The organism is Paludibacter propionicigenes WB4, assembly GCF_000183135.1.
Lineage (GTDB): Bacteria > Bacteroidota > Bacteroidia > Bacteroidales > Paludibacteraceae > Paludibacter > Paludibacter propionicigenes.
This window is the reverse complement of the sequence record NC_014734.1, coordinates 3,650,301-3,675,533: the sequence shown is the minus strand read 5'-3', so window position 1 is coordinate 3,675,533 and position 25,233 is coordinate 3,650,301. Positions and strand designations below refer to the sequence as shown.

The window sequence follows — 25,233 nt, the reverse complement described above, 5'->3', positions numbered from 1 at the left end:
TTCAAAATTATGAATCAAAAATCCATCCTTTTTTTGTACTTTTGCAGCAATTTGTATTTAAAAAAGATTATGAGCACAGAACTTAGCGAACAAGAACAGTTTAGACGTCAAAGTCTGGACGAATTACGAAATTTGGGCATCGATCCTTATCCTGCCGCACTGTATCCAACCGACGCATTTTCCACCGATATAAAAGCTGAATTTAAAGACGACGAAAGCGGTAAACCCGTTTGCGTGGCAGGTCGTATAATGAGCCGCCGCATCATGGGCAAAGCTTCATTCGTAGAACTGCAAGACTCCAAAGGTCGTATTCAGGTTTACGTAAGTCGCGACGACATCAACACCGAAGCGCAACCCGAAATGTACAACGTCGTATTCAAAAAGCTATTGGATATCGGCGATTTTGTGGGGATCAAAGGTTTTGTATTCCGCACCCAAATGGGCGAAATCAGTGTTCATGCGCAAGAACTCACCGTACTGAGCAAGGCGCTGCGCCCGCTCCCTATCGTAAAATATAAAGATGGCGTGGCTTTCGATGCTTTCGAAGACCCTGAACAACGCTACCGTCAGCGCTACGTGGACCTGGTGGTAAACGATGGCGTAAAAGATATTTTTCTGAAACGTACCAAGGTGTACCAATCTATGCGCGACTACTTCAACGCTCAGGGTTACATCGAGGTAGAAACTCCTATTCTGCAATCGATACCCGGTGGTGCTTCGGCTCGTCCGTTTATTACCCATCACAACGCGCTGGACATCCCGCTGTACCTCCGTGTGGCCGATGAGTTATACCTCAAAAGACTGATTGTAGGCGGATTTGAAGGCGTTTATGAATTCTCCAAAAACTTCCGCAACGAAGGTATGGACCGTACCCACAATCCTGAATTTACAGCCATGGAAATATACGTAGCCTACAAAGACTACAACTGGATGATGGACTTCACCGAACGAATGATAGAGAAAATTTGTTTAGATGTGAACGGCACTAACGAAATTACCGTGGGCGATAAAACCATCAGTTTCAAAACGCCGTTTAAGCGCATTACTATGATTGATGCTATTAAAGAACACACCGGCATAGACATCAACGGCATGGACGAAGTTCAGCTGCGCGAAGTGTGCAAAACGTTGCACGTGGAAGTTGATGAAACCATGGGTAAAGGCAAAATGATTGACGAAATCTTCGGCGAAAAATGCGAAGGAAACTACATACAACCAACTTTTATTACCGATTATCCGCGCGAAATGTCGCCTCTGTGTAAACGCCACCGCGACAACCCCGAGCTGACAGAACGTTTCGAGTTGATGGTAAACGGTAAAGAGCTGGCGAATGCTTACTCGGAACTGAACGACCCAATCGACCAACTTGGACGCTTTCAGGAACAACTGAAACTGAGCGAAAAGGGCGATGACGAAGCTATGTTTATCGATATGGATTTTGTGCGCTCATTGGAATACGGTATGCCTCCTACTTCAGGAATGGGTATCGGTATGGATCGTTTGGTAATGCTTATGACCGGTCAGCAAGCCATACAGGAAGTGCTTTTCTTCCCTCAAATGAAGCCCGAAAAGGTAGCCAAAAAAGATGGTCCCGATAAATTCATAGCATTGGGCATCCCCGAAGCATGGGTTGAGGTGGTTCAAAAAGCCGGCATCGTAATGGTTGCCGACCTCAAAGGACTAAACCCGAACAAATTCCATCAGGACATTTGCGGAATCAATAAAAAGAACAAACTGGAATTGACCAACCCGTCGAAAGAAGACGTGGCAGAATGGATTGAAGCAGTAAACAAGTAAACAAGGAGACAAGTAAACAAAAAAGGATAGTAAGCCCGTAATTGAGTAAGAATAAGTCTTTATCTCGTTTACTCGTTTACTCGTCCACTCGTTAACTATAAAATAATGAACGAAAAAAGTAAAATTGCAGTAATAGGCGGCGGGAGCTGGGCCACTGCAATTGCCAAAATTGCACTGACCAATGCTCAGGAAATTAATTGGTATATGAGGCGGCAAGAACAGATTGATGAGTTTATCCGTCTGAGCAAAAACCCTTCGTACCTCACCGGTGTAAAGTTTGACACCGACCGGATTAATTTCACAAGCGATATAAATAAGCTGGTGCGCACTTCTGACATTCTGATTTTCGCTACTCCATCGCCTTTTTTGAAACAACATCTCAAAAAACTGAAAAGACCGTTGCACAATAAGTTTATTGTAACGGCCATCAAAGGGATAGTACCCGATGAAAATCTGGTAGTAACCGAGTATTTTGAGCAATTTTACAACGTCCCGAAAGACAATATAGCCGTATTGGCCGGTCCGTGTCATGCCGAGGAAGTTGCGCTTGAGCGCCTTTCTTATCTGACCATAGGCTGCACCGACCGCGAAAGAGCCCGCATGCTCTCACAACGATTCAACACCAGTTTTATCCGCACTTCCATCAGCGACGATATTATGGGAATTGAATACTCGTCGGTTATGAAAAACATTTATTCCATAGCCGCCGGTATATGCCATGGTTTGAAATACGGAGACAACTTTCAGGCTGTGTTGGTATCCAATGCCATTCAGGAAATGAATCGTTTTTGCAACGCCACCAATCCTTTGCATCGCGATATAAACGAATCGGCCTACCTGGGCGACTTGCTCGTAACGGCTTATTCAAAGTTTAGTCGCAACCGCCTTTTTGGAACAATGATTGGAAAAGGGTACTCGGTAAAAACAGCTCAGATAGAGATGGAAATGATTGCCGAAGGTTATTATGCCACCAAGTGTATTCATGAAATAAACGAAAAATATCAGATCAGTATGCCTATTGTAGATTCGGTATTTGAAATTCTGTACAACAGAGTTTCACCGACTATGGAGATTCGCAAACTGTCCGAAAAATTAAAATAAATCAGAGAGAAATATAGAAAAATTATTAATACGCTCTTTATATATTTTTCTGTTGGAAGATTTATAAGAGCTTTTTAATTACAAGTATGGAAAATATTAAACTATCGATTGATAAAGCTTTTGGATTCGTATCGGAACAAGCTGTTGCCGGATATAAAGCACAAGTTGACGATGCTAATGCAGCATTGCACAACGGTACCGGAAAAGGAAGTGATTTTTTGGGTTGGTTAAACCTGCCGTCTTCTATCGACGAAGCGCATTTGCAGGATTTAGAAGCCACAGCAAAAATTCTGCGTAACAACTGCGAAGTGGTGGTTGTCATTGGTATAGGTGGAAGTTACCTTGGTGCAAAAGCTGTTATAGATGCACTTTCAAACAGTTTTGACTGGTTACTGACCGAACGCAAATCGCCGGTTGTAGTGTATGCCGGTCAGAATATCGGCGAAGATTACCTGTACGAATTGCAGGAATTACTCAAAACAAAAAAATTCGGTATCATCTCCATCTCAAAATCGGGAACAACCACCGAACCTGCTCTGGCATTCCGCCTGCTGAAAACTCAGCTGGAAGAAGAACAAGGAAAAGCCGCAGCACAAAAACTGATTATTGCCATCACCGATAAATCGCGCGGTGCACTCCGCACAGCTGCCACTCAGGAAGGTTACAAAACATTTGTTATCGAAGATAATGTGGGCGGACGCTTTTCTGTGCTGACTCCCGTTGGATTATTGCCCATTGCCGTTGCCGGATTTGACATTCGAAAACTAATATCAGGAGCTGTAACAATGGAAGCAAAATGCGGACTGGAAACTCCTTTCGAGCAAAACCCTGCCGCTCAATATGCAGCAGTGCGCAATGAGCTATACAAGAATGGAAAAACAACCGAGATACTGGTTAACTTCCACCCGAAACTGCATTATATTGGCGAATGGTGGAAACAACTCTACGGAGAAAGTGAAGGAAAAGAGAACAAAGGGATATTTCCTGCGGCAGTTGACTTCACCACCGATTTACACTCTATGGGTCAATGGATTCAGGAAGGTGAGCGCACTATTTTCGAAACAGTTATCTCTGTAAAAGAAAGCAACTATACAAAGGTATTTCCGCACTCTGAAGAAAACCTGGATGGATTGAACTTCCTGGCCGGAAAACGCGTAGATGAAGTCAATAAAATGGCTGAACTCGGCACCATGATTGCTCACGTTGACGGCGGTGTTCCCAATCTGAAAATTGAGTTGCCCGTATTGAATGAGTATTATCTGGGAGAATTGCTGTATTTCTTTGAGAAAGCTTGCGGTATAAGCGGTTATATACTTGGTGTAAATCCATTTGACCAACCGGGAGTAGAAGCATATAAGAAAAACATGTTTGCCTTGCTGGAAAAACCAGGTTTCGAAGCAGAAACAAAAGCCATTAAAGCCAGAATTTAATTCAGTTATCAAAACCCAACAAAACAAAGAAGCCATTTACGTTGTGTAAATGGCTTCTTTGTTATTTGAACTTTCAAGATATAATCATCAACGTTTTACATCTTCGAAAGGCGTTTGTATAGTTACTGAAACTTTATTTCCACCTGGATTATTATCAAAAGTAGCATTGGAAGTCAAAGATATCTTGACTGTTGGAACAGTAGCTGTAACTTTCTTTCCCACATAACTAACAGGAAAATACAGTTGTATTACTTTAGGTTGAAAAACAAATTTTCCATTCACATAATCGGATTTGCTCTTTACAAAAAGTGTATCCAATGAGGAAATTGGCGGAAAAAACGTTTTAGCGGCGGTAGTATCAGAAGAGACAAAAGAGAATTCGGTCAAATCATTTTGCACCCCATTCAAGATTAATTTAAAGTATATACTATCACCAACATTAATTGTATCTAAACGAAATACATTTACTTCGTTTGTATAATACATTTTTAAAGTATCTGTCTTATGATTACGCATTACCAATATACCCATATTAGGTGTTTCGTTGGAATAATTTTTAAGAGTACATGCCGTAAAAAATAAGATCAACATGCCCAAAAGAGCAAAGTATTTTGTTTTCATATATAAATTGTTTTGTTACAAAAGGAATAAAATCATTCTTGAAAATATCAACAAACCTTTAATTTAAAAGATACACTTCGCCCGTCTTAATTATTAAAATATACAAAAAGCATTATGCCTAAGTACTGCAGTAAAAGTTAGTTTATTATAGTCGGGGTGACAAGATTCGAACCTGCGACCTCTACGTCCCGAACGTAGCGCGCTACCGACTGCGCTACACCCCGATTTTGCGAGTACAAATCTACAATATATATTTGTTTAGCAGAATTATTACATGCAAAAAAAGGTTTAATTTTCACTAAACAACCATCGCACTATGAGAATCTATCATATCCAATTCAAATTTTCAACATCAGCCATCAAATAAGCCTACTAAAAATTACCCATTTAACTGACAAAATAAGTATCTTTGCATAAAATTTTAACTACATGTTTACAGCAGAAATAGAAAAATTTATTCGTTCCAAAAACTATCCTACCTTTAAACCTAAAGCAGTTTTCTTTGATATGGATGGTGTTTTGTTTGATTCAATGAAATTTCATGCCACAGCCTGGGTGCGAGCATTACACGAAAAAAATCTTCCTTTCACCGAATATCAGGCTTACATGAACGAAGGCAGAACCGGAGCATCTACAATTGATGAGATTTTCGTGAAAGAACACGGAAGAAAAGCTACTGAGCAGGAGAAACAGGAAATATACCAACTAAAGTCAAAGATATTTGAAACTTGCGGAAAAGCGGGCAAGATACCACATGTACTTGATTTGTTGGAAAAAGTAAAGGCTCAGGGACTTCAGATATTTGTTGTTACCGGATCCGGTCAACACACGCTGATTCACAGTTTAGAAGAAAACTTTCCCGGTATATTTCAGAAAGAGAAAATGATTACGGCCTACGATGTAAAATACGGTAAACCTCATCCCGAGCCCTATTTAAAGGCGTTGAACAAATCAGACGTAAAACCCTGGGAGGTTGTAGTTATTGAAAATGCACCCTTAGGAGTAAAATCATCCAATGCTGCCGGACTATTCACCATTGGAGTCAACACCGGACCATTAGATCCTAAAGTACTTACCGATAATGGTGCAAACCTGATTTTCGACAATATGAAAGAACTTTATGATAATTGGGAAGCAATAGCAAGCTGATAAATAATCAGCCAAAGCGCCAACCGAGTATTGAAAGGCTAGAAACAAGTAAATAACAATAAAACAACATATTATGCAAGTTATCAAATATCCTTCGCGTGAAGATTGGGCAACGATTTTAGCCCGTCCCACTTTCGACAGCACTTCGCTGTTCGACACAGTGCAAAAAGTATTGGATGATGTTCGCTCGCATGGCGATAACGCCGTAAAAAAATACACCGAACAGTTTGATAAGGTGACCCTCGACAATATTGAAGTTAGCAAGGAAGAAATCGCTGAGGCTGAGAAACTGGTATCAACTGATTTGAAACAAGCCATTGAAATGGCAAGACGCAATATATGGAAGTTCCATTCGGAGCAACAACATGATTTACCCGAAATACAAACCTCACCCGGTGTCTATTGCTGGCAAAAAGCTATTGCTATCCAAAAAGTAGGTTTATACGTCCCGGGTGGTACTGCCCCACTGTTTTCCACTGTTTTGATGCTTGGTATTCCTGCTCAAATAGCTGAATGTAATGAAGTAGTGCTTTGTACTCCGCCAAACAAAGAGGGGAAAATCCACCCGGCTGTGCTTTATGCAGCCAAAGTGGCCGGTGTTCATCGCATTTTCAAAATTGGTGGAACGCAGGCAATAGCTGCCATGGCTTATGGAACCGAGAGTGTACCAAAAGTTTATAAAATATTTGGCCCCGGAAATCAATATGTAACCGCTGCCAAGCAATTAGTTTCGCTTAAAGATGTGGCCATTGATATGCCTGCCGGACCATCGGAAGTAGAAGTCATTATTGATGAAACTGCCAATCCTGCTTTTGTTGCTGCCGACTTACTTTCGCAAGCCGAACATGGTGTTGACAGCCAATCTATTTTGATTACTGTAAGCGAACGCCAGGTAGAGCCGGTTTTGGAACAAATAGAGCTTCAACTAGAACAATTGCCTCGAAAAGAGTTTGCACGAAAAGCGTTGGAAAACAGCAAAATCATTGTTCTCAAAACGCTGGAAGAAGCGGTAGAAATGACCAACGAATATGCTCCTGAACATTTAATTATTTCTACCCGATATTATATGGGTGTAGCAGCAAACATCATCAATGCAGGATCAGTATTCTTGGGTAATTATACGCCTGAAAGTGCCGGAGATTATGCTTCGGGGACAAATCATACCTTACCGACAAACGGATATGCCAAAGCTTACAACGGAGTAAATCTGGACAGCTATGTACGGAAAGTCACTTTCCAACAAATTACACAGGAAGGACTTACAAACTTAAGCAATGCCATTATCCTGATGGCGGAAAACGAAGAACTAATGGCGCACAGTAATGCTGTAAAGGTTCGGTTGAATGAAGAAAAACCGGTAGAAGAAAGATACAGTAGCCATCGCAGATAGTTTTTTCAGTGAGCAGTTATCAGTGAACAGTTATCAATTAATAACGCGTAAGCAAATAACGCGAACGAAGTGAGCTAATATCACGAGAAAAGCGAGTTAATATCACGAACGAAGTGAGTTAATAACATGAGCGAAGCGAACTACGATCCCGAGTAAAACGAGTAAAAATGAATATAGACAAATTATTACGCACCAATATACGCGAACTCCAACCCTACTCATGCGCCCGCGATGAGTTTAAAGGTGAAGCGTCGGTATACCTGGATGCAAACGAGAATCCATACAACGCACCATTCAACCGCTATCCCGACCCATTGCAATGGGAAGTGAAAGACCTTATCACTAAAGTAAAAAATGTTCCGGCAGAGAACATCTTCCTTGGAAACGGTAGCGACGAGCCTATCGATTTATTATACCGTGCATTTTGCGAACCGCGCATCGATAATGTAGTGGCTATTGAACCTACCTACGGCATGTACAAAGTTTGTGCATCCATCAACGATGTTGAATATCGCAAAGTGTTGCTTGATGAAAATTTCCAGTTTACCGCTGATAGTTTACTGGCAGCAACTAACCTGTACACCAAACTTATCTGGCTTTGCTCGCCGAACAATCCTACCGGCAACAGTTTAGATAGAAAGGAAATCGTCAAATTACTTACTTCGTTCGAAGGTATTGTAGTGCTTGATGAGGCTTATATTGATTTTGCCTCCGAAGGTAGTTTCTCCGGATTTCTATCGCAATATCCGAATCTGGTAATTTTGCAAACCTTCTCCAAAGCCTGGGGAAGTGCAGCTATCCGACTGGGAATGGCATTTGCATCGACTGAAATTATCGGCATCCTCAACAAAATCAAATATCCTTACAACGTCAACATTCTGACGCAAAAGCAAGCTGTAGCTTCGCTAAAAAATGCAGATCAAACAAAAGCATGGGTGAAAACATTACTGGCAGAACGAACGGTGTTGGTTCAGGAACTGGAAAAATTGCCGTTGGTACAACACATCTACCCTACCGATGCCAACTTCGTACTGGTAAAAGTGCCCGATGCCAATGCGGTGTATCACCACTTGGTGGATAAAAGCATCATTGTGCGTAACCGCAACACAGTTTCGTTGTGTATGGGTTGTGTGCGAATTACGGTGGGGACTCCTGAAGAAAATAAGACTTTGTTGGAAGAGTTGAAGAAATTCTAACTGTACTTCTTTTAGATACAAAATACGGCGTAAGAATCAAATCTTACGCCGTACTTTGTTAGATGTTATAACTCTTATAGAGCCAATAAAAGAGCTATCAATGCCAATATTGCCGGTAGCGCCTGAACAAAGAATATCTTCTTATCAGCTGTTGCAGCACCATAAATTCCGGCTATTGAAACACAGCTCAAAAAGAAAATCGAGATATTCGTTTTCCACAAGATATCAGAGATAAAGAATGTCCATATCAAACCGGCAGCTAAAAAGCCATTATACAAACCCTGATTGGCAGCTAATCCTTTGGTTGGCTTAAACAATTCAGCGGGTAAACTCTTGAATGTTCTTTTCCCTGCTGATTCCCACGCAAACATTTCTATCCATAAAATATAGATATGCTCAAGGGCTACCAATCCTATTAAAATTTGTGTTATTGTTCCCATATACTTTTTCTAATTGAATAATTGATTTTACACCCTCTGCTGTCAGGAAGATAGTTGTGCATAGCTAAAACGCATCAGCGAGGAAAAAGATTTCACTCATTCAACTCATCTTCTTTAAATTCAATTCTTAACTGAATAGCATCGCCCCAACTCACTTCTTCTTCATTATTCTTAACGCCTATTCCAATCAACCTTATTTTAGGAGACAAATCCACCAGTTTAAGCATCTCTTTCCCTGCTCCATAAAGCGTTTCGTAATCTGACACAGGTGTGGGAAAGGTTTTACTGCGGGTAATAACTCTAAAATCTGAAAACTTCAGTTTTATACTTGCCGTGCGCCCTTTAAAGTCTTTCTTTTGTATGTAATCCACCACTTCACGGGTGAGTACATCAAGTTCTGGCAAGATTTCTTCATAAATATCCGTATCAATTGCAAAGGTAGTCTCGGAACTTACCGATTTACGGATTCTCTGCGATTCCACCGGTCGGTTATCTATCGCCCGCGCGTTTTGATAATACATGTGTCCTACCTTGCCAAAGTTGGTTACCAACCCTTGCTCCGACCATTGTTTTAAATCAGCTCCGGTCTTGATACCTAACTGATGCATGCGTTCAGCAGTAACTTTCCCCACACCGAAGAAACGTTCTATCGGTAATGTATCTACAAATTGCTCGGCAGCTTTTGGTGTAATCACAAATAATCCATCCGGTTTATTATAGTCGGACGCTATCTTGGCCAGGAACTTATTGAACGATACGCCCGCCGAAGCTGTAAGCCCAACGGTTTCCCGGATCTTTTGCTTTATCTCTTTGGCTATTTGTGTAGCCGTTGCTATCTGCTTGTGATTCTCGGTAACATCAAGGAAGGCTTCATCCAACGAAAGAGGTTCCACTAAATCGGTATATTCATGGAAGATTTCCATAATCTGTCGCGACACCGACTTATACACATCAAACCGCGGCATCACAAATATCAGGTGCGGACACTTACGCAATGCCGTTTTTGATGCCATGGCCGAATGCACTCCATAACGCCGCGCTTCATAACTGGAAGCTGCCACCACACCACGTGCTCCCGAATAACCGACAGCCAGAGGTTTGCCCCTGTAGTCAGCATTATCCCGCTGCTCTATCGAAGCAAAGAAAGCATCCATATCAATATGAATTATCTTACGCATAGCTCAACACAGCGGTTTATGAAAAGGAGGTATTAATTCTTAGAATGTACTTTCCCCAGTTCCGGATTACCCTCAAAGTCGGCCATAGCTTTACGCCATTCGTCCGAAATGGGATGCGAACTTTTCGTTTTTGCATCAAAACAAACCATGACTGTCTGACAGATACACTTCACTTCTTTTGTATCAACATCGATGAGCTGCTGTAAGAGTTTAAAGCTCTTGTTCCCGATTTCTACCACAGCGGTTTCCACAGCTACATTTTCACCCGGATATACCGACAACAGAAAACTTACCTGAATATTTGCAATTACAACGCCCACTTCTTTGCTGGAAGTGGCTCCAGGCACTACTTCATCAAAGTAAGAAGTTTTACCCAAATCATAAAACGAGAAGTAAACCGAGTTATTTACATGCCCCAAAGCATCGAAATCATTAAAACGTAGTTGGATAGGCGTTGTATGATTGAATTTAATGTTATCCATATTTTGCTGTTACAAGAATTTAAATAGTTTTAGAACATTTACAATCTATTTATTGCATGCAAAAGTACGAATTTTTAAAGCTTCTGACAAAAATCTCTTGAAAGTGTCTATTTCAATGGTTCCGGATATTTTGTTTCTCCTACAATATCAAATAAATCCACTGTTTTCCAGTCAAAATCATCAACATCTCTTATTTTCTTTCCTAAATATTCAGTATGACAATAAAGTCCAACCACAGGTTTGTTTTTTAAATATTTATCAGCTAATGATGAGAATCTTCCCACTAATGGATTTGACATACCGGCTTCAATACATTCAAATCCAAGCACATTTGAAAATAGCACTCTTAATGCCATATCACTAAATTGAAAGAAATGCCATGGTCTTTCATGAGAAGCAAAGGAAAAATGAGTTTCTACAAATACAATTCCACCAACTTTCAATAATTTCGAGATTTCTGTAGCTACAATCCAAGGCATTGCAAAATGTTCAAAGCAAGAACTACTGTAAATAATATCAAATTTCTCTTCGCACGCAAAATAAGATGACAACTTATGGGCATCTCCAACAACATCTACATTATTCCCAGGGTAAAGGTCGAATCCAATATATGTTGCATTCGAGAAATTCTTTCGAGCAATAGATTTTCCTGTTACTTCACGACTTCCTATCTCCAAGATTCTCAGTCCATCCTTATTCCCAATATCATATAAATACTTTTCCCATTTTTGATGACTTACTATAGTTGACATGGGTACATCTGCAACTAAAAACTGTTTATCAAATACAGACTCTACTAATGCCAATAAGCCAAAACTTCTCTTCAATATGCTCTTTATAATTTTATTCATATTCCCTCTTATTCAATTTTATTAGATATAAAAAAATCCACCCACAAATATAAATCTTTATTTTCACAATAAAGACATTTATATTATTCTCATATAATCCTAATATATCTACACTTTTATTTTATCGCCGCAAACTATCATATCGTTAAATTTGTTCTGCTTCTATTAACCGTCTCATTGTATTTTTGTATCTTTGAGTCGTACTAACCAACAAAACAATGAGAGCAACTAACCTATTTAAAGAGTTCTTTAACAGCGAAAAGGCGGGTGGATTAATTCTTATCGCTTGTACAATTGTGTCGCTCGCTATTGCCAACTCGGTTTTCGGGAGCGGTTATCATCTTTTCTGGCAAACCCAGTTAGTAGGTCATAGCATTGAACATTGGGTGAATGATGGGCTAATGACAATATTCTTCCTGCTGATAGGACTGGAACTGGAAAGGGAAATTTATCAGGGCGAACTCTCAAACATCAAAAATGCTTTGCTTCCTATTTTTGCGGCGTTGGGTGGTATGATAGTTCCGGCAGGGCTCTATTTGCTATTCAACTACGGTACTGTCACTCAGTCGGGAGCTGGTATTCCTATGGCAACCGATATTGCCTTTGCGCTGGGTATTCTATCCTTGCTGGGAAGCAGAGTTCCTACTTCGCTCAAAGTATTTCTGACGGCACTGGCCGTTATCGACGATTTAGGAGCTATTCTGGTCATTGCTTTGTTTTATACCAAAACGCTTATCTGGGCTAATCTAATTGCAGCGTTGGGTATATTTGTTGCACTTGTCGTGTTGAACAAACTAAAGGTCAGAACGCTCATTCCCTATTTGGTTGGGGGTATTCTCATGTGGTATTTTATGCTCAACTCAGGAGTACACGCTACTATCACAGGGGTTTTACTGGCCTTTGCAATTCCGTTTGGCAACGGCGACCGTAAATCGGGTTCATACAAACTACAACATTTCTTGCACAAGCCTGTTGCTTTTATTATTCTTCCGATTTTTGCGCTGGCAAACACCGCCATAAGCCTGAGTGGCGAATTCACTCAAACACTCTCTGAGCATTACAGCATAGGCATTATGACCGGACTCATCGTTGGCAAACCGCTTGGTATATTTTTGCTTTCATTGTTGGTGGTTAAGGTGGGCATTTGCCGGTTGCCCGTCGACCTGAACTGGAAAGCAATTTTCGGTGCCGGACTTTTGGGCGGAATCGGGTTTACGATGTCCATTTTTATCACCTTGCTTGCCTTCGATAATGAGGCAATCATCAGTAATGCCAAACTTATTATACTCTTGTCGTCTCTTGTTGCTGCCGTAATTGGATTTATTTGTCTGAAACTGACACTACCCATACACAAAAAGCATTCAATAAGTAAACCCCAATAGACAAATACTAACGGGATACTTCACTATGACTTGAAGCAAAAAAGCATATTCAATTCCCGTTTGGAGGTTGAATATGCTTTTTTCGTTACGTTATCACGCTGTCAATTTTTCTGTTTCGACGAAATAGACGCTTTTATTAATTCTTGCGGTTTCTGCTTAAGCAACGGAGTTTCATTGTAATCCCACGTTTCCTCAAATTTCCAGTTCTTGATAAGCGAGAGTTTCTTTGGATAATAATATACTTCCTCAGGCTGACGCTTGGCTTTCAAATCACCCGGATCCCATTTACCGTTTCCGTTTCGGTCTATGAACATACGAACATAATAATCACCCGGCTTCAAGTACTCAAAAAGAGTCCCTTTTTCAATGGCCGGTTTGGTTGCCACCGGTGTGTCTTTTGTATCAAGCACCTGCAATACTGCTTTGGGATTAAATGGACTAAGCACCAGTTCTATGCTCGAATAATCATCCAACGATTTTATTTTAAACTCATCTTTAATCTTATTATTCGTTTTGCCATATATGCTCGTGAATGTAGCCGAATCTATTAAAAGTTTATAACTCTTTTCGGGCAACCATTTATAGCTAATTCCAAAGGTCTTCTGAATGGAATCCAGTTTTTGCCATTTAAACGGAATTTCCTTATAGGTACTATCTATTTTCTCACTAAGCCTGATCTTTGTAACATCAAAATCGGCCAAAGGCGCATCGAATTTCAAAATAATCGGGCTGTATACATCAAACACAGAAGATATATTACTTGCAACCTTCAAATGTTCTATTTTCGTAATGATCGGTTTAGATGAAGTTTTAGATTTTGTGCTGACTCGCGCATTACGCAAAATAACACTGATGGTGTCTGTTTTCGATTGTAGTTTATACAATGAGTCGGTCTTTAAATACGTCATTGACATACGCAATGTATCCGTTTTCCACAATGTCGAATCTTTCAACCAATAGGTAAGTGTATCGGCAGTTGCATTTTTCTCAAGCAGGTATTTATCATCCCATTTGAAATTCAACGGCTTAATTTCAGGAAGCTTTGTAGAAGCCGTATTGAAGAACAAATTAAATACAAAAGGCTCTTTTCTTTCGGACTTTACAAAGTATTGTCGTTTTTTATTTTCATTGAAATAACGAAGCGTCACATTGTCGGGCAAAAAATGTGTACCCATATAAGTGTGAAGGCTGTCCACCGTAATTGTATCTTTCCATATTGTATCGGTCATTTGTTCAATTCTGTATGTTGGAGTTATAACAGAATCAAGCAAAGCTACCCCTTCTCCGGGCTGATAAAAATAATCGTGATTGGTATCGCCCAGAGCAAAGATTTTATACTTCCCTTTCTTTATATTATTGATAGAAAAACGACCCTTATCATCCGTTCTGGCCACCCGAAGAAAAGGTTTTTGGAAGAAAAACGAGTCTGTGTTTTCAACGTAAATCCCAACCATTATTCCAGGCAACGGATTTAAATCTTCTGAGTTGATAACAACACCCGAAATCTTCAACGTATCAATTTGGTTTCCTGTTGCAAAAGAAAATACATAATTTTTCACAGGATTCTTTTCGTTCAAATCTACTATAGCATCTCCAAAGTTGATTGAATAAGTTGTATTCTCAGACAAGTCTTCATTCAACGTAATCGATATTTTCTTTCCGTATGCCTTTACATCGGGCTGTTTTACCTGCGGCGGCGAAACAATCACATTCTCGTTTGGCTTTTCTACCGAGAGCATCTCATCAAAGTCTATTTCAATTTGCTTTTTCTTATAGTTTAGTTCGCCATTCAACGGAACCGACTTCAGCACCCGGGGTGGCGTTTTATCTTTCGGCCCTCCGGTAGGTCCTTGCGATCGGTTGGCGCAAGCATATACCACAAGCATAACAGCCAATGTAATTATTACGAATTCTATTCTGGTTTTTATTTTCATATTCAATTTTATTCTTTTTCGATACTATTCCAGCGTCAACACTTTGTGTCCAATTCTGCATCGTAAGCATTTCCTCTCATCACAATACTGCTTTTTCAATTGCAATAAGGCTTGCGAGTCAAATGCATTTTCTACTTTCAAGTCAAGATTCTTCCAGTTTGACACGATAGAATTGCGCTCAGCAGGGATACGCTCCAAAATCTGTAACGTTTTGTCTTTCAGTTCATCATTTTTCTTCTGGCTTGCGTAGCAAAACAAAAAAGGTACAACGGTATTAACAATAATCCCATTCACTGACAGTTTCCCTAACCGTTTCACGTTCAACACACTTTCATGAGCGAACAGATAGTGCGTGTTCCAATAGAATGATGTTTCGCAGCTAAACAGTTGTTGGATATACTCAATATCGGGATTCCCCACAATTTTTGAGAATAACTTCGAAGATGAATGAACTAAAGCTGCAAATTGAGCAATCCTAACATGAGGAAAATTATCAGGTCGTAAGCGCAATAATTTCCATTCGGATTTCTTTATTGGAGTCAACCCATATTTAGATTGAAGAAAATCGTATTCTTTCTTCAAACTGGTTGCGTATTCGTCCAGCTCATCCAGGCACAATAAACCGGACTGTCCAAATAGCAATGCCTCAAGTTGAAACAACTGATCTTTATGTTTTCCCAGTATCGAAACAGGCAGCGATTTAGCCAGACTTTCAAAAGCTTGATTGTTGATACCAAATCCAAAACTTCTGGCCAACGTTATGTAAAATGCTTCTTCCCAATGCTGATTATTGTCCTTCAACAAAACTTCAATAGCATTCATCTTTTGCTCCAGCCGTTCTGCCAGCAAAGCATTTTTCCAACTTTGAATGAATATTGCGGGTATAAGATGAATTTTATCGGCACAGGGAATCCATTTTTGCTGACTGCAAAGCTGCTCATAATTATGAGCAATAAAGTCAGGAAATTTCAACTCTAACTGAGGAATCTTTGTCCCATCGGTTCTGAAAATCTCGGTATCAACTGTTGACACTACATGTAGAATAACACTATCATAAGCCTTATCCAACTGATGATTGTGTTTATTCCAATCGGATGAATGGGTGTGAATTTCAACATTTCCAGCCCAGATTGTATCAGCTATTTTTATCTTTGCATTAAAAAAATCCGGTCCTGCATCGGTGTTTATCCTACCAACATCAACTACCTCAACCCGTTCTTCATCGGTTGTAGTCAGGTTCTGTAAACTAAAAAGTTTATTTTGCCAAACATAATGTAGGATGGACTCTTTCATCTGTAAGTAGTATAAACTCGGATTGGTTTTTATAGTAGCTCAAAAGTATAATCCTTGCTGTTCCAGAATTCGATAGCTAAAGGCAACACACTTAACATATTGTTTTTAGCCTTAAGTGAGTCGTGAAAGACAACAATAGAGCCATTTCTCGATTGATGTTTCACTCTATTCATTATAGCTTCTTTTTCCATTTTCTGACTATAATCAAAAGTAAGCAGATCCCACATAATAATCTCGTACCGGGATTTTAGCTTCCTTATTTGATTACGTTTTATCCTTCCATACGGAGGGCGAAAAAGCTTGCTATCAATGTATTCCGCCGCCTTATCCACATTAGCTACATATTCGCTGGTTGGCACATTAAATCCCTTTATATGATTAAATGTATGGTTGCCGGTTCTGTGACCTCGTCGAAGAATTTCTTTATAAAGTTCGGGGTATTTCCGAACATTTTCTCCCACACAAAAGAAAGTCGCCTTAACGTTGTATTTATCAAGTAAATCTAATACTAAAGGAGTAACCTCAGGCACCGGTCCATCATCAAAAGTAAGGTAAATTACTTTCGATGAAGAACTCCTGCGCCAGGTTAGTTTTCCTAAAAAAGGACGAAATATATCAACAAGCTGAATATTCATTTACATTCGAACCCTTTTAGTATAATCCATATAACGAGGCATGTATTTATTCATTATGGTAGTTTGTTTTGCCTGATCGCAAATACGTAACACCTGATTTAATACAGCCAGATTATGACCAATTCTTGAAGAAACACTATTTTGACTAGCTGTACTTAAGCTCAAATACCAATCAAGATATTCAACACAATCACGGGCAACTGCATCCATAATAGCATTTCCTTTAGCTGTTTCATGCAGTTTATAGTAATAATCGGCTAGTTGCGTAGAAACATAATCATGACGTACAGTAGTGCCGGGAATCACTTTATTACAGTAATCTAACGCCTTCTTAGCTCTTACAGTATCGCCTTTTGCCATTAATCCACCAATCATTTGAGCAAAAACCATACGGTGCGTGTGACACATGCGGGCTGTATTTTCATCAAGATATACTTTCGGGTCAGCTATATTTCCATACTTGAATTTATTCATCAAATTATCGTACATCACATCCACATTAACACCCGGACCTGCACCTTTTACACCGATTGGCAGAATTTGGTAAGCAAGTCCTGTCAATTCAAAATGGTCATTCAATCCCATATAATATTCATCTCCGACAGTCATTGCGAAGTAAATAGGACGTTTCCATTTATTTTCTTTCAACAGTTCCAGAATCATCAACTCACTCTTAGTCAATCTTCTCTTCAGGTCGAAATTAATCTGTGGAATAATTTCAGAAGCTCTTGATGCTGGTAAAGTTCCTGAATTAATTACCTGCTGAGCATCAACCGGAAGGTACAACTGCTTAGTTGGAATAAAGCCTTCACCATTCATTTTTGTTGAAGAATCTGAACTTAAGATGAAATCAAACGCTGTTTTGATATCTAGAGGTTTTTGAAGTAAATCTTCCACCCATAGAACTTCGTTTTTACCTGCGACATAATCTTTTGGCTGCCACGAAATTGGGAGTGGAGCCGATTTATAAGCCGCACGCTGCATTTGGCCAATATACCAGTCAGTTTGCAAATAACTAAGGTTACAAACCCTTTTATCAGTTCCTTCACCTTCTACCTCCTGATTATACCAAAGCGGGAAAGTATCATTGTCTCCGTTGGTAAATATAATTGCATTCGGCGCACACGAGGTCAGATAATTCTTTCCAAAATCACGACAGGTGTAACGATCGCTGCGGTCATGATCATCCCAGTTTTGCTGAGCCATCAAAGCCGGAACTCCCAGACAGAAAAGAGTAGCAATAGCTGCAGTAGCCGTTTTGGGAATTTTAGGCAAGTATTTATCAAGCGCTTTTACAACTCCCAACACACCCAGTCCAATCCATATACAGAACGCATAGAACGAACCTGCATAAGCGTAATCACGTTCGCGGGGTTGATAAGGTGTCTGATTGAGATAAACCACAATGGCTATACCGGTAAGTATAAATAGCAACATAATGAGCCAGAACCCTTCAATACCGTGCTTTCCTCCATAAATCATGAATACCATTCCTAAAATACCCAGAATCAACGGCAATAAGAAATAGGTGTTGTGTCCTTTGTTGTCTTTCAGTTCCGAAGGTAAGTTTTTTTGATCACCAACCAGTGCATTATCGATAAAACCGATACCGGTAATCCAGTTACCACGATCAATTTCACCATATCCTTGTAGGTCATTTTGCCGTCCGCTAAAATTCCACATAAAATAGCGCAAGTACATAAAGTTCACCTGATAGTCGAAGAAGAAACGCATATTCTCTATAAACGTAGGCTTTACATCGCTCTTTTGCTGTCCGCAATAATCGTAGCTAATTGTTTCGCCTGTAATTTTACCCCATTCTTTGTAGGCTGCAACGTGCGATTCCTGATTACTGTACATACGAGGGAAAAACATATTAAAACGTTCATCCATTACATAATCAGTTTTATATCCTGTAATTATGTACTCATCTTTATCTGAAGCAGACGTTTTGGGCTTTTGACCGTAAGTTGGTGCACCTTGAGTCTGTTCAGGTGAACAAGTATTTCCATCCACCTTAAGTTTTACAGGAGCACTATAGCAAGCCCCATAAAGTAGCGGACGATCGCCATACTGCTCACGGTTGAGGTAATATTTCAATGAGAACAGATTATCCGGGTTATTTTGATCCATAGTAGGATTGGCCGATGAGCGAATAACAATTACGGCATAGGTCGAATAACCGATCAAAACCATGGATACCATAAGAACTATAGTATTGAACCAACGTGGATTGATATAATTTCTTTTGATATAGAAGAAAATTCCCAGACCAGCAATTATTACTATTCCCACAACCACATGATCACCCAAAAATGGGATGCCGGCAAGAGATATTGACAAAATAAAAGAAATTGCCATACGTAACTTGCTCTTGGCTGTGTTTGATTCATAAATAGCCCAAACCAGAATAGCAATTGAAAGAATAATATAAGCGAATAAACCAGTATTAAATCCAAATCCAAGCTTATTTACGAATAATAATTCAAACCAACTGGCAACTTCAACGCAACCGGGAATCACACCATAAAGCACAGCTCCCAAAATCACCACACCTGACAATAAAGCCAAAAGAGTGCCTTTTACAGAAGGAGTATATTTCTTGAAATAATAAACAAGTACAAGTGCAGGAATAGCGAGCAGGTTCAACAAGTGAACACCGATGGAAAGTCCCATTAAGTAGGCTATCAGAATCAACCAACGGTCTGATCCCTTTTCGTCTGCCACATCCTCCCATTTCAGAATAAGCCAGAATACCAACGCCGTGAAGAGTGAAGAGAAACCATAAACTTCTGCTTCGACAGCTGAAAACCAAAATGTATCTGAGAATGTATAAGCCAAAGCACCTACAAGTCCGGCACCAATTATTGCAATTGTGTTTCCGGTAGTATAGCTTTCTTCCGATTTTATAATAACTTTACGGGCTAAATGCGTTATAGTCCAGAACAAAAACAAAATGGTAAATGCACTACATAAAGCAGTAAACGAGTTAACCATGATGGCTACATGACTATTATCTTTAGCAAATAATGAGAATAAATGACCGAAAAGAGCTGACAATGGAGCACCCGGTGGGTGACCTACCTCCAATTTGAAGGCACTTGCAATAAATTCAGGGCAATCCCAAAAGCTTGCTGTTGGCTCCATAGTGAGTAAATACGTCAAAGCAGCAATAGCAAAAGCTACCCATCCGAAGATGTTATTCATTAATCTAAATCGTTTCATGAAAGCTAATTATTGTTGTTAGTTGATAATGGTCTGTTAATGTAATATCGTTGTTCAGCATCGATATTTTGTCATTGAAAAAAACGTCCAAAGATACAAAAAAATTCAGTCAGATAGCGAACTTTGCCGTTTTTTAGTTAACATTAAAAAATCTATACCTTTTTATAAAACTATATACAAATATCCTACGTCAAAAAAGAAGAGCCACGATAACAATACAATTGCTACCGTGGCTCCATCTCTCTAAAAAAACCTGTCTATTTAAATTTGTAATCTTTTAGTGTATTCCGTATATCGAGGGAGATATTTGTTCAAAATATTCTTTTGTTTGGCCTGGTCGCATGTGCGTAAAATCTGATATAAGATTCCAAGATTCTGATTAATTTGATCCGACAAACCGCCAAGCTTGGACTTATCAAAACTCAGATACCAATCAAGGTTCTCAACACAATCATTAGCAACATCATCCATGATTGCATTGCCTTTCGCTGGCTCATTTAGCATGTAATAGAACTCAGCCAAATGAAGTGAACCGAAATCGTGTCGAACCGTTGAACCCGGAATAACTTTATTGCAGTAATCCAAAGCTTTTTTAGCACGCACTACGTCTCCTTTTTTTATCAAATCACCAATTAAATAAACAAACATAGCCCTGTGTGAGTGACACATATTCAAAGTGGTTTCATCCAAATAAACCTTGGGATCGGCTATATTTCCAAACTTGAATTTAGTCATCATGTTATTATACAGCTCATCAGTATTAACCCCTACACCAGCACCTTTCGCTCCCACCGGAACAATCTGATACGTTAAACCGGTAAGTTCGAAATGATCTTTTAATCCAAGATACTCTCCACCAATTGATATTGCAAAATAAACCGGACGTTTCCAGTTATTTTCTTTCAACAATTCGATAATCATAAGATCACTTCTGCTTACACCCCGACGAAGATCAAAATTAATCTGTGGAATAATTTCCGAAGCTCTGGATGCAGGCAAAGTTCCTGATTTAATGACCTGTTGTGCATCCACCGGCAAAAACAAATGGTTGGTAGGTATAAAAGATTGCCCTTGTATTTTAGTTTGAGGATCTGAACTAAGAATAAAATTGTAAGCCGTTTTTACATCGAGGCTTGGCATTAATGAATCCACTTCAACCATCTCATTTTTACCGGGTTCATAATCTTTCGGATCCCACGATATAGGCAATGGTTTTGATGAATAAGCTTCCCGTTTCATTTGGCCAATATACCAATCAGCTTGAAGATAACTAAGATTACACACCCGCACATCAGTTCTAAAACCTTCTACCTCTTGATTGTACCAAAGTGGAAAAGTATCATTATCGCCCATGGTAAAAATAATCGCATTGGTTTTGCACGAAGACAAATAGTTCTGCCCGAAATCCCTACAAGTGTACCGGTTGCTCCGATCATGATCATCCCAGTTTTGTTGAGCCATCAAAGCAGGAACCCCCAAACAAAAGACAACAACTATGGCAGCTGTAACCGTTCGCGGCAACTTTGTCAAATACTTATTTATCAATCGGATAATACCCAACACGCCCATACCAATCCAGATACTGAAGGCATAGAACGACCCGGCATATGCATAGTCGCGCTCACGCGGTTGATATGGCGATTGATTAAGATACACTACGATAGCGATACCGGTAAGTAAAAACAGCAACATAATCAACCAGAATTTTTCAATTCCGGATTTTCCTCCGTAAAGCAGAAAAAATATTCCTATTACGCCAAGGAGTAATGGTAGCATAAAATAGGTGTTTCTGCCTTTATTTTCTTTTAACTGCGAAGGCATTTTTTCCTGATTCCCGACTAAAAGGTTATCAATAAAGCTGATTCCCGTTATCCAGTTTCCATGTTCAACTTCACCATTTCCCTGCATATCATTTTGCCTGCCACTAAAATTCCACATAAAATAGCGCCAATACATAAAATTAATCTGATAGTTGAAAAAGAAACGCATATTTTCTATGAAAGTGGGCTTCATATCGGTCTTTTGTTGACCACAATATTCATAACTCACAGGTAATCCGGTAATTTTCCCCCAGTATTTATAGGCTTCTATTGATCTTGGGTTACTATCATACATTCGAGGAAAAAACATATCAAAATGCTCGTCCATTTCATATTCATTATCACCTTTATGACCTACCACTATATATTCATCTTTATCACCAGCCGATTTCTTGGTTTTCAAACTATAAAAAGAATGCCCTTTTTCTTTTTGTACCGGTGCATAGCCATTCCCATCGGCTACAAATTTCACAGGAGCATTATAAGTCGAGCCAAAAAGCAAAGGACTATCGGGGTACTGCTCCCTGTTGAGATAATATCTTAACGAAAATAGGTTATCGGGGTTATTCTGATCCATAGTAGGATTGGCCGACGACCGTATCATAATTATGGTGTATGAGGAATATCCAATCAAGACCATAACAACCATCATTACAATGGTATTCAGCCAGCGTGCACTAATTTTGGATCTACGATAATAAAAGAACACGGACAAACCAATAATTATAATCAACCCAACCAACAACCGGGCGCCTAAAAACGGAATGCCGGTAATAGAAACTGCCAATATAAACGACACATACATTCTCAGTCTGTTTTTATCGACATACGATTCGTAGATTGCCCATATCAGAGAAGAAAAAACTAAAATAATATAAACAAACAAACCTGTATTAAATGCAAATCCAAGTTGGTTGACAAAGAACAACTCGAACCAGCCGGCTACTTCCACAAATCCGGGAATCAATCCATATAATATTGCTCCAAGAATTACTCCACCTCCTAGTAAAGCCAGTAACACCCCTTTAAATGAAGGTGTATATTTTTTTAAATAATAAACCATTACCACAACAGGAATAGCCAACAAATTGAGCAAATGGACACCGATGGAAAGTCCCATCAAGTATGCAAGAACCACCAACCAACGATCTGAACCAGGCTCATCTGCAACATCTTCCCATTTCAGTATCAACCAGAAAACCACGGCTGTAAAAAGAGCCGAAAATCCATACACTTCCGCTTCCACTGCCGAGAACCAGAATGTATCGGAAAAAGTATAGGCTAACGCTCCAACCAAACCTGCTCCTATTACTCCAATAATATTTGCTTTTGTAAAATCAGCTTCCGACTTTATAATAACCTTACGAGCTAAATGCGTAATAGTCCAAAATAGAAATAGAATGGTAAACGCACTACATAAAGCCGTAAACGAATTTACCATAATAGCAACATGACTGTTGTCTTTGGCAAATAGAGAAAAGAAATGGCCAAAAAGAGCAGATAATGGTGCTCCGGGTGGATGACCCACTTCAAACTTAAAGGCACTGGCAATAAATTCCGGACAATCCCAGAAACTTGCTGTTGGCTCCATGGTGAGTAAGTACGTCACAGCGGCTATCGCAAAAGTAAACCATCCGAAAATGTTGTTGATTAATTTAAATCGTTTCATTTAATGAAATGCTTTTTGTTGTTTATATTTAAAATCGGGTTACTACGAATTGATCGGAAGAAGCAATTGAAACACTACACACGCTATAGTAAATTCGGAATATCAATCATACTGCTTTGATAAAAAAAGTCAAAGTTATAACATATTTTCTTTTTCAAATAATAGCCAATTCAATTTTAGTTAACCTTAAGATATAACTAACAATAACATGGAAATAAATAGCAATATTTAATATATAGCCGTCCATTATATCTTTCAAACACGAAAATATTAATCAGAAAAACCGGGGAGAATTCAAATAATAATCATTCTTTAACTCGGGCAAATACTTATAATTCTCTTTGATCACTTTATGCTGGAAAGCCAGTAAGAAAGAATCTAATCCGAAGCAATGCTTGAAACATTTTCAACTCAAGAACAGTATAGCTCCAACAAAAAAGTTAAAAGAACTTCCAATCGTAAAATAATCAAAAAACATAAGTAAAACATAAGTCATAACAAATTGAAAGCAAAGCACAGACAAAAAATAAAAACACGACTGTTTTTTAGAGCAAAAAACGAAAAAACGAAAGTAAAAAAATGAATCAAAAGAACTCAATTAAAAACCTGTATTGCAATTATTTAAACACAGAGCCCGATTCGCATTTAAGATATTGTATTGAACAAATATTATTCATACATTTGTCCTGAAATCAAAACTAATCTGGTTTAAATGGAACTAATAACATCGTTTGCCGAACTCACCTCACATCTTAAAAACATAAACCAGCGTAAACGTCTGGCGGTTGCCAATGCTGTTGATTCGCACACCTTGGATGCTGTTCTAAAAGCAGTGGACATGGGCATTGTTGAAGCTTTTTTGATTGGCGATGTCGCTTCCATTGAATCACCTCATCTTTTTGAAGAACATAACTTATCTCCTTTTATTCATATCATAGACATTCCTGAAGTTCAATTAGCTACGTTGGAAGCAGTTCGCATGGTAAAAGCCGGAGAAGCAGACATTTTAATGAAAGGGTTAGTGAATACTGATGTATTGCTCCGGGCTATTTTGGACAAGGAAAAAGGAATATTGCCAGCCGGCAATGTTCTCACGTTCAATGCTGCTCTACAGATTCCTAACTATCACAAATTGATTTTCTTCTCTGATCCGGTTGTGATTCCATCACCAAATCTGGTTCAACGCATTGCCATGATAAAATATGCTATCAAGACAGCCTACAAATTTGGGATATCAAAACCTAAAGTGGCACTTATCCATGCAACCGAAGTAGCAAATCCTAAGATTCATTATATGCAGGATTATCTTGACATCATGCAGATGTGGCGTGAAGGTGAATTTGGAAATGTCATCATGGATGGACCGCTGGATATTTTTCTGGCGTTAGACAAAGAGCGTGGAAGCATAAAAAATGTACCATCTCCCGTTTTAGGCGATGCCGACATCCTCATTTTCCCCAATTTTGAATGCGCAAACTGTTTTTATAAAGGCCTATCGCTCTTTGCAGGAGCCGAAATGGGTGGATTACTACAAGGCACTGAGAAACCTGTGGTATTGACCTCGCGTAGCGAAAGCGTACAATCGAAGTTCTACAGCATCGCTATGGCTTGTGTGATAAGTTGAAACTTGAATGTTAGAT

The 25,233-nt window shown here is 39.3% G+C and carries 18 protein-coding genes and 1 tRNA gene; 8 read left to right on the top strand and 11 right to left on the bottom strand.

Annotated features, from left to right (window positions below; translation table 11 throughout):
* Nucleotides 1–69: 69 nt before the first annotated feature.
* From lysS to PALPR_RS15150, 3 genes are all read left to right on the top strand, one after another.
* Nucleotides 70–1,797 (top strand): lysine--tRNA ligase, encoded by a 1,728-nt coding sequence (gene lysS, locus PALPR_RS15160; RefSeq protein ID WP_013446544.1) that lies wholly within the window; start codon nt 70–72, stop codon nt 1,795–1,797.
* A 105-nt stretch (nt 1,798–1,902) separates the two neighbouring features.
* Nucleotides 1,903–2,898 carry an NAD(P)H-dependent glycerol-3-phosphate dehydrogenase gene (locus tag PALPR_RS15155; RefSeq protein WP_013446543.1) on the top strand — a complete coding sequence of 332 codons (996 nt, stop codon included), beginning with the start codon at nt 1,903–1,905 and terminating at the stop codon, nt 2,896–2,898.
* Nucleotides 2,899–2,984: 86 nt separating this feature from the next.
* Nucleotides 2,985–4,328: a glucose-6-phosphate isomerase gene (locus PALPR_RS15150; RefSeq protein ID WP_013446542.1), complete on the top strand. Its 1,344-nt coding sequence runs from the start codon at nt 2,985–2,987 to the stop codon at nt 4,326–4,328.
* Between the two features lie 87 nt (nt 4,329–4,415).
* On the opposite strand, the gene PALPR_RS15145 is transcribed toward PALPR_RS15150, so the two are convergent.
* Together PALPR_RS15145 and PALPR_RS15140 are read right to left on the bottom strand one after the other, a co-directional pair.
* Nucleotides 4,416–4,949, bottom strand: coding sequence for a hypothetical protein (locus PALPR_RS15145; RefSeq protein ID WP_013446541.1), 534 nt, complete (start codon nt 4,947–4,949; stop codon nt 4,416–4,418).
* Nucleotides 4,950–5,100: 151 nt separating this feature from the next.
* Nucleotides 5,101–5,173, bottom strand: a tRNA-Pro gene (locus tag PALPR_RS15140).
* A gap of 205 nt (nt 5,174–5,378) precedes the next feature.
* Here PALPR_RS15140 and PALPR_RS15135 point away from each other — a divergent pair.
* The 3 genes from PALPR_RS15135 (at nt 5,379) to hisC (ending at nt 8,684) form a co-directional block, all read left to right on the top strand.
* Nucleotides 5,379–6,098, top strand: coding sequence for an inorganic diphosphatase (locus PALPR_RS15135; RefSeq protein WP_013446540.1), 720 nt, complete (start codon nt 5,379–5,381; stop codon nt 6,096–6,098).
* 73 nt (nt 6,099–6,171) lie between these two features.
* On the top strand, nt 6,172–7,488 hold the full coding sequence (gene hisD / locus PALPR_RS15130; RefSeq protein ID WP_013446539.1) for a histidinol dehydrogenase: 1,317 nt from the start codon (nt 6,172–6,174) through the stop codon (nt 7,486–7,488).
* A gap of 167 nt (nt 7,489–7,655) precedes the next feature.
* Nucleotides 7,656–8,684: a histidinol-phosphate transaminase gene (gene hisC / locus PALPR_RS15125; RefSeq protein ID WP_013446538.1), complete on the top strand. Its 1,029-nt coding sequence runs from the start codon at nt 7,656–7,658 to the stop codon at nt 8,682–8,684.
* 74 nt (nt 8,685–8,758) lie between these two features.
* Here the strand turns inward: hisC and PALPR_RS15120 are convergent, their stop codons facing one another.
* The 4 genes from PALPR_RS15120 to PALPR_RS15105 all read right to left on the bottom strand — a co-directional run bounded on the left by PALPR_RS15120 (nt 8,759) and on the right by PALPR_RS15105 (nt 11,635).
* Nucleotides 8,759–9,124 carry a DUF1304 domain-containing protein gene (locus tag PALPR_RS15120; RefSeq protein WP_013446537.1) on the bottom strand — a complete coding sequence of 122 codons (366 nt, stop codon included), beginning with the start codon at nt 9,122–9,124 and terminating at the stop codon, nt 8,759–8,761.
* A gap of 92 nt (nt 9,125–9,216) precedes the next feature.
* Nucleotides 9,217–10,302 (bottom strand): DNA polymerase IV, encoded by a 1,086-nt coding sequence (gene dinB / locus PALPR_RS15115; protein WP_013446536.1) that lies wholly within the window; start codon nt 10,300–10,302, stop codon nt 9,217–9,219.
* Nucleotides 10,303–10,334: 32 nt separating this feature from the next.
* Nucleotides 10,335–10,784 (bottom strand): acyl-CoA thioesterase, encoded by a 450-nt coding sequence (locus PALPR_RS15110; protein ID WP_013446535.1) that lies wholly within the window; start codon nt 10,782–10,784, stop codon nt 10,335–10,337.
* A 107-nt stretch (nt 10,785–10,891) separates the two neighbouring features.
* The gene (locus tag PALPR_RS15105) at nt 10,892–11,635 is read right to left on the bottom strand and encodes a class I SAM-dependent methyltransferase (protein WP_013446534.1); all 744 of its coding nucleotides are present in this window, start codon (nt 11,633–11,635) and stop codon (nt 10,892–10,894) included.
* Nucleotides 11,636–11,853: 218 nt separating this feature from the next.
* Here PALPR_RS15105 and nhaA point away from each other — a divergent pair, with 218 nt between their 5' ends.
* On the top strand, nt 11,854–13,017 hold the full coding sequence (gene nhaA / locus PALPR_RS15100) for a Na+/H+ antiporter NhaA (protein ID WP_013446533.1): 1,164 nt from the start codon (nt 11,854–11,856) through the stop codon (nt 13,015–13,017).
* 101 nt (nt 13,018–13,118) lie between these two features.
* Here nhaA and PALPR_RS15095 read toward each other — a convergent pair whose 3' ends face one another.
* The 5 genes from PALPR_RS15095 to PALPR_RS15075 all read right to left on the bottom strand — a co-directional run bounded on the left by PALPR_RS15095 (nt 13,119) and on the right by PALPR_RS15075 (nt 23,593).
* On the bottom strand, nt 13,119–14,951 hold the full coding sequence (locus tag PALPR_RS15095; protein ID WP_013446532.1) for an Ig-like domain-containing domain: 1,833 nt from the start codon (nt 14,949–14,951) through the stop codon (nt 13,119–13,121).
* A 24-nt stretch (nt 14,952–14,975) separates the two neighbouring features.
* Nucleotides 14,976–16,244, bottom strand: a complete 1,269-nt coding sequence (locus tag PALPR_RS15090; RefSeq protein ID WP_013446531.1) for a DUF2851 family protein — start codon at nt 16,242–16,244, stop codon at nt 14,976–14,978.
* 29 nt (nt 16,245–16,273) lie between these two features.
* The gene (locus tag PALPR_RS15085) at nt 16,274–16,879 is read right to left on the bottom strand and encodes a polysaccharide deacetylase family protein (protein WP_013446530.1); all 606 of its coding nucleotides are present in this window, start codon (nt 16,877–16,879) and stop codon (nt 16,274–16,276) included.
* Nucleotides 16,880–20,104: a DUF2723 domain-containing protein gene (locus PALPR_RS15080; protein WP_013446529.1), complete on the bottom strand. Its 3,225-nt coding sequence runs from the start codon at nt 20,102–20,104 to the stop codon at nt 16,880–16,882.
* Nucleotides 20,105–20,365: 261 nt separating this feature from the next.
* On the bottom strand, nt 20,366–23,593 hold the full coding sequence (locus PALPR_RS15075; RefSeq protein ID WP_013446528.1) for a glycosyltransferase family 117 protein: 3,228 nt from the start codon (nt 23,591–23,593) through the stop codon (nt 20,366–20,368).
* 712 nt (nt 23,594–24,305) lie between these two features.
* Here PALPR_RS15075 and PALPR_RS15070 point away from each other — a divergent pair.
* The gene (locus tag PALPR_RS15070; RefSeq protein ID WP_013446527.1) at nt 24,306–25,217 is read left to right on the top strand and encodes a phosphate acyltransferase; all 912 of its coding nucleotides are present in this window, start codon (nt 24,306–24,308) and stop codon (nt 25,215–25,217) included.
* Nucleotides 25,218–25,233: the final 16 nt, after the last annotated feature.